10 protein-coding genes are annotated in these 8,166 nt (G+C 70.2%); 4 read left to right on the top strand and 6 right to left on the bottom strand.

Features of this window, described 5'->3' with window-relative positions; all coding sequences use genetic code 11:
* The 3 genes from Q0L11_RS08450 to Q0L11_RS08440 all read left to right on the top strand — a co-directional run.
* Positions 1 to 93, top strand: a 93-nt coding sequence (locus Q0L11_RS08450) for a hypothetical protein (RefSeq protein ID WP_296596651.1), incomplete at its 5' end; no start/stop codon positions are given.
* Between the two features lie 116 nt (positions 94 to 209).
* The gene (locus Q0L11_RS08445) at positions 210 to 1,151 is read left to right on the top strand and encodes a M14 family metallocarboxypeptidase (RefSeq protein ID WP_296596650.1); all 942 of its coding nucleotides are present in this window, start codon (positions 210 to 212) and stop codon (positions 1,149 to 1,151) included.
* 199 nt (positions 1,152 to 1,350) lie between these two features.
* Positions 1,351 to 1,626, top strand: a complete 276-nt coding sequence (locus Q0L11_RS08440; protein WP_296596648.1) for a hypothetical protein — start codon at positions 1,351 to 1,353, stop codon at positions 1,624 to 1,626.
* 3 nt (positions 1,627 to 1,629) lie between these two features.
* Here the strand turns inward: Q0L11_RS08440 and Q0L11_RS08435 are convergent, their stop codons facing one another.
* The 3 genes from Q0L11_RS08435 to Q0L11_RS08425 all read right to left on the bottom strand — a co-directional run bounded on the left by Q0L11_RS08435 (position 1,630) and on the right by Q0L11_RS08425 (position 2,862).
* Positions 1,630 to 2,085 (bottom strand): VOC family protein, encoded by a 456-nt coding sequence (locus Q0L11_RS08435; RefSeq protein ID WP_296596647.1) that lies wholly within the window; start codon positions 2,083 to 2,085, stop codon positions 1,630 to 1,632.
* Positions 2,086 to 2,240: 155 nt separating this feature from the next.
* A complete protein-coding gene (locus Q0L11_RS08430) occupies positions 2,241 to 2,564 on the bottom strand; it encodes a hypothetical protein (RefSeq protein ID WP_296596646.1) in 324 nt (107 codons plus the stop codon).
* Between the two features lie 58 nt (positions 2,565 to 2,622).
* On the bottom strand, positions 2,623 to 2,862 hold the full coding sequence (locus Q0L11_RS08425) for a hypothetical protein (RefSeq protein ID WP_296596645.1): 240 nt from the start codon (positions 2,860 to 2,862) through the stop codon (positions 2,623 to 2,625).
* A 305-nt stretch (positions 2,863 to 3,167) separates the two neighbouring features.
* Between Q0L11_RS08425 and Q0L11_RS08420 the strand changes: the two genes are divergently transcribed.
* Positions 3,168 to 3,824, top strand: a complete 657-nt coding sequence (locus Q0L11_RS08420; protein WP_296596644.1) for a hypothetical protein — start codon at positions 3,168 to 3,170, stop codon at positions 3,822 to 3,824.
* Between the two features lie 149 nt (positions 3,825 to 3,973).
* Here Q0L11_RS08420 and Q0L11_RS08415 read toward each other — a convergent pair whose 3' ends face one another.
* The 3 genes from Q0L11_RS08415 to nhaA all read right to left on the bottom strand — a co-directional run bounded on the left by Q0L11_RS08415 (position 3,974) and on the right by nhaA (position 7,929).
* Positions 3,974 to 6,208, bottom strand: coding sequence for a molybdopterin cofactor-binding domain-containing protein (locus Q0L11_RS08415; RefSeq protein ID WP_296596643.1), 2,235 nt, complete (start codon positions 6,206 to 6,208; stop codon positions 3,974 to 3,976).
* Complete coding sequence (locus Q0L11_RS08410; RefSeq protein WP_296596642.1) at positions 6,205 to 6,666, bottom strand: (2Fe-2S)-binding protein; 462 nt, start codon at positions 6,664 to 6,666, stop codon at positions 6,205 to 6,207. The genes Q0L11_RS08415 and Q0L11_RS08410 overlap by 4 nt, the downstream gene beginning before the upstream one ends.
* Positions 6,667 to 6,738: 72 nt before the next feature.
* Positions 6,739 to 7,929: a Na+/H+ antiporter NhaA gene (nhaA, locus tag Q0L11_RS08405; protein WP_296596641.1), complete on the bottom strand. Its 1,191-nt coding sequence runs from the start codon at positions 7,927 to 7,929 to the stop codon at positions 6,739 to 6,741.
* Positions 7,930 to 8,166: the final 237 nt, after the last annotated feature.

Raw genomic sequence — 8,166 nt, 5'->3', positions numbered from 1 at the left:
GGCAACGGGCGCGAGTGGGGCGACTACGCCTTCCACGAGTTCCTCGAGACCAAGGCCATCCTCGGCTACGCGCCGAAGCAGGCGGCAGAGTAAGCCAGAGCTCTCATTCGAGACGCGAAGGGCCGCCCCCCAAGGGCGGCCCTTTTGCGTTTTCGGGGTTGGTGTTCGCCTCTCCCTGACGTCGCCGCCCATATGCCCTAAGAAGCCCCATGACCGACGCCATCGCCTATCCCATCGGAACCCCCGGACGCCCGTGGGGCGATGGGGAGGTAGATCAGTGGCGCGCGCGCCAGACCCGCCACCGCCGCTACGCCGACGACGTCCTGCCGCGCATCGAAGCCCTCGCCCAGCGGTTCGAGCGCACTGCCTACGGCCGCCTCGACTATGCGGGCGATACCTACGACCTCTACGCCCTCGCCAGCCGCCTCTGGGACCCGTCGCTCCCGGCCGCCCTCGTCACCGGCGGCGTCCATGGCTACGAGACCAGCGGCGTCATGGGCGCGCTGCAATTCCTGGAGACCCGCGCCGCCGACTACGCCGGCCGGATCAACCTCCTCGTCGCCCCCTGCGTCAGCCCTTGGGGCTACGAGCGCATCAACCGCTGGAACTACGACGCCGTCGATCCCAACCGCAATTTCCGCGCGGACGGTCCGTCGCGTGAAGCCACCAGCCTCATGGCCCTGGTGAAGCCCCACCGGTTCCAGCTGCACATCGACCTGCACGAGACCACCGACAGCGACGAGAGCGAGTTCCGTCCCGCCCTCGCCGCCCGCGACGGCAAGCCCTTCGAGCCGGGCCTGATCCCCGACGGCTTCTACCTGGTCGCCGACGCCCAAGACCCCCGGCCCGACTTCCAGCAGGCGATCGTCGCGGCGGTCGAAAAGGTCACCCACATCGCCCCGCCCGACGCGCAAGGCGAGATCATCGGCTGCCCGCCCATCGGCCACGGCGTCATCGTCTATCCGCAGCGCGACTACGGCATGTGCCCGTCGATCACCGGCGCGCCCTACACGACCACCACCGAAGTCTACCCCGACAGCCCCCGCGCGACCCCCGAGCAATGCAACGCCGCCCAGGTCGCCGCGGTCTGCGCCGCGCTGGACTTCGTGCTGGCGCGGGCGGACGGGCGCCGCAGCGATGGCGCTGCCTAGCCGCCCAATTCCATCCCCCTTTTTGCTCGTCATCCCCGGGACAAGCCCGGGGATGACGAGGGGTAGGAGGGACGCGAGCGACAAACGTCCGCGGCGGGGCCGGAAGCCGAACATCACTCGGGTGCCTCGCCCCCGAACGCCGGTCTTTTTCCCGCGCGCCTGAGCGCGTATGATGGCCGCAGGCAAGCGGATGGAAGCGATGAGCGACGCTGTCGGCCGTGGCGATCTGGTTCTCTGCGTCAATGCGGCCCCGAACCATGTGACCGGACGCGCCGTGCCCCTGCAGGCCGGCGAGACCTATCGCGTCCGCGAGGTCATGGAGTTTGCCTGCCCGTGCGGCCGGTCGGACGCCCTGCTCGACGTGGGCGTCGACTTCGCCTGGTGCCAGAGCCGCTTCCGGCTCCTCCCCAAGCCCAAGGCCCAGGCGCGCACCCGCAAGGCTTCGGCCCCCCGCGAGACCGAAACCGTCCGCTGACCGCTAACGCCCGTCGGCCAACGGCTCCGCCAGCCCGATGAGGACGCCCTCGGGCCCGCGAACGTAGCACAGCCGATAGGCCCGCTCGTACTGCACCACCTCGCCAACCACCTGCGCCCCGTGGCGTCCCAGCCGCGCCAACGTGTCGTCCAGGTCGCTCACCGCGAACATCGCGCGCAGGTAGCCCAGCGCGTTCACCGGCGCCGTCCGATGGTCCTCGACGACGGCGGGTTCCAGGAACCGCGACAGCTCCAGCCGGCTGTGCCCGTCGGGCGTGACCATCATGGCGATCTCGACGCGCTGGTCGCCCAGTCCGGTGACGCGCCCCGCCCACGCCCCCTCGATCGTGGCGCGCCCCTCAAGCGACAGCCCCAACTCGGTGAAGAACGCGACGGCGTCGTCGAGCGACTCCACCACGATCCCGATGTTGTCCATCCGCAGCAGCCGGCTCTGGGTCATGGACGCTCTCCTTCCATTGGCGACGGGGATCACCGTAAGCGCAGTCTCAGCCCCTTCTTGCTCGTCATCCCCGGCCTTGTCCCGGGGATGACGAGTTGTAGGAGGCGAGCCGCGGACCTCGCGAGTGTCCGAGAAGGGTGGGAAGGGGACCTTTCTCAGGCAGGCGGGAAATCGGTTCGGGTGAGTCCGCGCAGGCCAAATTCCGCCCGCGTGTCTTCGCCGAAGAGCACCTCGAACCAATAGTCGTCGCCCCACAGGCCCTTCATCCCATGGGTCATTCCCCCCAGGCTCCAGCCAGTGGTGGTGCGCTCGCACACTTCCACTTTCCAGACGACAGCTAGATCACCGATTACGACATCGAAGCGCCCCTCGTCATGGTCAGGCTGGAAGCTAAGACGGTAGGGGCCGGTGGGCCCTTCAAACGTGACTTGAAACGGCTCGGGCTGTTCCACGGAGCTAATGCGGGTCGGTCCGGTCATCTGCTCAGGGTGACATGGCCTCCCTAGAGTCCGCAAAGGGTCGAAAGCGGACGTTCGATTAGGTCAAGAGACGCCAGCCGAGATCGATGCCGATCAGCACCGCCACTACGGCGGCAACCAACCGTCCGGGGACGCGATTGGCGAAACCTAGACCGGCGAGGATTAGTAATGCCGCCCCTCCCGTGGTCTGAAAGACCGTCCACGCGTCCGGGCCGGACTTCGCCAGTTCGAAGGCGTTCGCGGCAAGGATGAGCAAGCCGTAGAACGCCAGCACCGCGTAGAGGATGCTGGCCGCCATACGGTGAAGCTAGACGGAGGTCGCAGACGACCACAACTGGTAGGTGGGCCCCGAGGTCCGCAACGGGTCGGTTCCGGAAATCCAGGCCCCATCTCAGAGTGGACGTTCGCTGCGTCGCCGGCAGGCGGACGTCGCGAGAGTCAGCGACGGGTGGCTAGCTGAATTTCATCCCCTTTCTCCTCGTCATTCCCGGGCTTGTCCCAGGGAAGACGAGTTGTGGGAGGCGAGCGGCAACCCTCCAATGCGTCGAAGGCTGCCACGCGCTTAGGCTTGACACTCCTCCAAAATGTTCTACATTTGTTCTCATGTCGACCGAGGCCGCCCGCACCGCGCATGAGCTCCAGATGCTGGAGGGGCTGGTCGACTGTGCGCATGTGTTGGGGGTGGCGTTCGGGACGGCGGCCAATGACGAGGCCGACTTCGAACGCTGCCTGGAGCGCACCGAGGTCTTCCAGAAATGTTTCCTCGCGGTGCGCATGGGCATCCGCCTCTGCATGAGCCTGCGGGCCGGCAAGGCGCTCGCCTCGCCGGGCCGTCCGGCGACCCTCGAGCGCTCCGACGTCTTGGAAAGCGAGCGCCCCGAACTCGAACGCGACCCTATGGAACGGGAGACGCGGGAGCGTCCCGAACCTCTCGAACGCGAGCGGGACCGCGAGCGCGACTACGAACCCGTCAGCCTGCCCCGGTTCCTCGCGACCCTGGGCGTGGTCGCCCGGGACGCCGCCCGCGACGACCGCTTGCCGGCCGGGGCCAGGTGCGCCCTACCGGCGCTGCAGACCCTCCTCGCGGAAGCGGAGGCAAAGCCGGGCGCGCGAGAGCCGGCGCCAACCCGGACGCCGGCTCTCGCCGTCCTGTCCCGGCCGGCGCCGGCCGCGACGCGTGAGCGACTTCTCGGTTCGGTGGCGCCGCCGCTGCCCGGACTGAGGCCACGCGGCCCACGCCCCCGATCCGGCTTCGGCTGACGGCGCGCAGCGTCGCTCCAACACCCGCGCACTGATGAACGGACAGAGCCCCGCTCCGCCCGCACACAAGCGCGTTCGTGTGGTTCGTGGTCGGTCCGCATGCCGGCCCCACCCCAGGCGTCCGACACCGTCCACGCCCCTCGGCGGCGCTACGCCTTCATCGCCGCCTTCACCGCCTCGGCCCGGATCGGCAGGTCGCGCACCCGCGCGCCGACCGCCCGGAAGATGGCGTTGCCGATGGCCGGTCCCACCACCGTGGTCGCCGGCTCGCCCAGGCCGACCGGCGCCTCGTTGCTGGCCACGAACTCCACCTCCACGTCGGGCACGTCGGCCATCCGCAGTGGCGTATAGCTGTCGAGGTTGGTGTCCTTCACCTGGCCGTTCTCGAAGGCCGAGCCCTCGAACAGCGCCAGGCTCATGCCCCACAGCGCCGCGCCCTCCATCTGGGCGAGGGCGCCGTCCGGGTGGACGATGATCCCGGCGTCGGCCACCAGGGTCAGCTTCTCCACCTTCACCGCCCCGCTGGCCGGATCGACCGCCACCCGGGCCGCGCAGGCGACCCAGGTCGGCATGTCCCGCTCCTGGCCGAAGGTGGTGGCAAGGCCGAGGCCGGTGTTCTTCGGCAGCGGCTTGCCCCAGCCGGCCTTCTCGGCCGCCCGCTTCAGCACGGCGGCCTGGCGCTTGGCGCCGCCCACCGCGTTCGGCGCCGAGCCCGCGTTCCGCCCCGCGCCGTCCAGCATCCGCAGGCGGAAGGCGAGGGGATCGACGCGGGCCTCGGCCGCCGCCTCGTCCATGAAGCTCTCCAGCGCCCAGTTGGTCCAGCCCGGCCCCACCGAGCGCAGCCAACCCGGCCGGAAGGTGCGGTTGGCCAGGTCGTTGCCCACCGCCCGCACCCGCTGCGCCCCCACCGTGTACCAGTGGTTCGCGCCGCTGATGGCGAACGGGTCGTACGGCTGGCCGTTCGCGCCCTTGGGCATGAAGAACGGGGCCATGGCCTGGGTCGGCCAGCCGGCGCAGGCATGGTGCTCCATCCCGGTGACCCGGCCGCCCTCGCCGAACGCGATCCTCAGCGTCTGTACCGAGGGGGAGCGCGGGCTGTCGAACCGGGTGTCGTCCGCCCGGGTCATCACCACCTTCACCGGCTTGCCGCCGATGGCCTTGGAGGCGAGGGCCGCGCCCACCGCATAGTCGCCGTTCAGCCGCCGGCCGAACCCGCCGCCCAGCACATAGGTGCGCAGGACGATGGTCTCTTCCTTGCGGCCCAGCGCCTTGGCCAGCCACGGCAGCACCAGCGACTGCCACTGGTTGCCCGTGTGGATCTCGAAGACGCCGTCCTTCTCGAACGCCAGCGCGTTCACCGGCTCCATCTGGAAGTGCAGGGCGGTCGAGGTGGTGTAGGTGCACTCCATCGTGGACTTCGACGCGCCGAACGCGGCGTCGACACCGGGGTCCTCGACCACCAGGGAGCCGGCCGACGTGTCGGCGATCAGGGCGCGGGCGCGGGCCTGCAGATCGGCCTCGGACACCTTGGCGGTGTCGTCGGTCTTCCACACCACGTTCAGCGCCTCGCTCGCCCGGTCGGCGGCCACGAAGCTGTCGGCATAGACCATGACCCAGCCCGGAACCGTGCCCGACGGGTCGTCCAGGGCGATGGCGCGGAGGTAGCCCGGCACCTTCTTCGCCGCGGTCTCGTCGATGGAGACCACCGTCGCGCCGTACCGCGTGGGCGGCAGCTTGGGCCGCGCGTAGACCATCCCCGGAACCTTGGCGTCGAGGCCGTACTTCGCCTGGCCGTTGGTCTTGGCCGGGATGTCCCACGCTTGGCCGGGCTTGCCGACGATCCTGTGCTCGGCCGCCTTTTTGATCGGCAGCTTCGCCAGCTCCTCCGCCGTGAACTTCCGGCTGAGGTCGCCCTTGGCCACGATGTCGCCGTACGACATGCCGTTGTCGTGGTGCCAGACGGTCCCCTTCGCCGCCACGCACTCGGCGGGATTGACGCCCAGCAGCTTCGCGCCGGCCTCGATCAGGGCGATGCGCCCCGCGGCGCCGGCCTGGCTGTACAGCGGATAGCTCTGCCAGACCGACCAGCTGCCGCCCGTGACCATCAGGCCCCACTTCGGGTCGGAGTCGACGTGGTCGATCCGCACCTTCGACCAGTCGGCCTCCAGCTCGTCGGCGACGATCCGGGCGATGGCGGTGCCCACGTGCTGGCCCATCTCGGCCCGGATGATGTGGACGGTGATCACGCCGTCGCGGTCGATCGCGTACCAGATCGTGGGCTCGAACGCGCCGGCCGCCTCGGCCGGGGCGGTGAGGGCGAAGGCCGCGCCCGCAGCCGTGACGCTGACCAGGAAGCCGCGCCGTGAGAGGTCGATGGCGTTCATGCGGCGACTCCCTTCGCGGCGGCCGCCTTGATGGCCTTCTTGATCCGGATGTAGGCCATGCAGCGGCACAGGTTGCCGGTCATGGCCGCCTCGATCTCGGCGTCCGTCGGGTGCGGCGTCGCCTTCAGCAGCGCCGCGGCCTGCATGATCTGGCCCGACTGGCAGTAGCCGCACTGGGGGGCCTGCGCCTCGATCCAGGCGACCTGCAAGGGATGCTGGCCCTTGGGGTCGAGGCCTTCGATGGTGGTCACTGCGCGGCCCGCGACCGAGCCGACGGGCGTGACGCACGAGCGCACCGCCTCGCCGTCGACATGGACGGTGCAGGCGCCGCACGCGCCGATCCCGCAGCCGAACTTGGTGCCGGTCAGCCCGGCCTCGTCACGGATCGCCCAGAGCAGGGGCGCGTCCTCGGGCGTGTCCACCGACACGTCCCGGCCATTCAATCGGAAGGTCGTCATCGCAGCCCCTCGCATTGCCGATGGCGGCTAGCGGACGCCTTCCCGGCCAAGGCTGCAAGCCCCGATTTGCCGCTAGTCGGCGGCGTGCCGCGCGCGCCGCGCCGCGCTGATCGAGAGCACGACGACACCCAGCACCGCCGAGGCGAGAGATCCCATCACCACGCCCGCCCGCACCTGCGCCTCGTGCTGCACGTCCGCGGAGGGGAAGGCCAGGGCGCCGATGAACAGGCTCATGGTGAAGCCGACGCCGCACAACGCCGAGACCCCGTACAGCTCCAGCCACTTGGCCCCCGTCGGCCGCCGCGCCCACTTCAGCCCGATGGCCAGCGCCGCCGCCCCGAACACCCCGATCTGCTTGCCGAAGAACAGGCCCGCCGCCACCCCGAGGCTCACCGTGCCCAGGATCGCGCCGCCGGCCTCGCCGCCCAGGGAGAAGCCGGCCGCCACGAAGGCGAACACCGGCAGGATGAAGAACGCCACATAGGGGTGCAGCGCCTCCATGGTCTCGGCCAGCACGCCCTGGCCGCCCGGCCGCTTGGGCTCCAGCGGCAGACAGAACGCCGCCGCGATCCCGGCAAGCGAGGTGTTGACCCCCGACTCCAGCGTGAACGCCCAGAGCAGGAGGCCGCCCAGCGCCCAGAACGAGTAGGGAGCCGCCCGCCACCGACCCATCGCCGCCAGCACCGCCACCGTGACGGCGGCGGCCGCCAGCATCGGGAACTTCAGGTCGGCGGTGAACAGCACCGCGATCAGCGCCACCGCCACCAGGTCGTCGGCGATGGCCAGGGTCAGCAGGAAGATCCGCAACGTGGAGGGCAGGCGCGGCCCGGCCACCGCCAGAGCCGCCAGCGCGAAGGCGATGTCGGTCGCGGTCGGGATGGGCCATGCCTGGGGGCTGCCCCCCGGCAGGCCGTTGATCGCCGCGTAGATCAGGGCCGGAACCGCCACGCCGCCCAGCGCCGCCAACGCCGGCAGCGCCAGCCGCCGCGGGTTCGACAGCTCGCCGCGCAGGATCTCGTGTTTGATCTCCAGGCCGACGACGAAGAAGAAGATCGGCATCAGCGCCGTCTTCACCCACTTGGCGACGCTCATCTCCTCGGCGAACGGGCCGAACCGCACCGCCACCGAGTGATGTGTGATGGCGTCGTAGGCGCCGGCCCAGGGCGAGTTGGCCCAGACGATGGCGACCATCGCCGCGACCGCCAGCAGCATGCCGGACCCCGTTTCGGTCTTCAGGAACTCGAGCGTCGACCGGGAGGACATGGTCCCTTGGGTAACAACTGGGCCGCAGGCGCTCTAGCGAAATCGGGGGCGGGCTCTAAGGTGCGGGCGCAACAAACCGGATGTTCGAGGAAACGGCATGAGACTGTCCAAGCCCCGTGTGGAGCCGCTGCAGGATTCCGAGCTCACGCCCGAGCAGTCCGAGGCGCTGCAGCCGGTGCGCGACGGGACCATGGGCGTGCTGAACATCTTCCGCACCCTGGCGCACGCGCCCAAGGC

The organism is Phenylobacterium sp. (assembly GCF_024508875.1).
Lineage (GTDB): Bacteria > Pseudomonadota > Alphaproteobacteria > Caulobacterales > Caulobacteraceae > Phenylobacterium.
This window is presented reverse-complemented; position numbering and strand designations above follow the sequence as displayed.

Bases quoted from the DNA above. Each gene is read 5' to 3' on its own strand.
- Q0L11_RS08445 (WP_296596650.1), top strand. From the start codon at position 210: ATGACCGACGCCATCGCCTATCCCATCGGAACCCCCGGACGCCCGTGG.
- Q0L11_RS08440 (WP_296596648.1), top strand. From the start codon at position 1,351: ATGAGCGACGCTGTCGGCCGTGGCGATCTGGTTCTCTGCGTCAATGCG.
- Q0L11_RS08435 (WP_296596647.1), bottom strand. From the start codon at position 2,085: ATGACCCAGAGCCGGCTGCTGCGGATGGACAACATCGGGATCGTGGTG.
- Q0L11_RS08430 (WP_296596646.1), bottom strand. From the start codon at position 2,564: ATGACCGGACCGACCCGCATTAGCTCCGTGGAACAGCCCGAGCCGTTT.
- Q0L11_RS08425 (WP_296596645.1), bottom strand. From the start codon at position 2,862: ATGGCGGCCAGCATCCTCTACGCGGTGCTGGCGTTCTACGGCTTGCTC.
- Q0L11_RS08420 (WP_296596644.1), top strand. From the start codon at position 3,168: ATGTCGACCGAGGCCGCCCGCACCGCGCATGAGCTCCAGATGCTGGAG.
- Q0L11_RS08415 (WP_296596643.1), bottom strand. From the start codon at position 6,208: ATGAACGCCATCGACCTCTCACGGCGCGGCTTCCTGGTCAGCGTCACG.
- Q0L11_RS08410 (WP_296596642.1), bottom strand. From the start codon at position 6,666: ATGACGACCTTCCGATTGAATGGCCGGGACGTGTCGGTGGACACGCCC.
- nhaA (WP_296596641.1), bottom strand. From the start codon at position 7,929: ATGTCCTCCCGGTCGACGCTCGAGTTCCTGAAGACCGAAACGGGGTCC.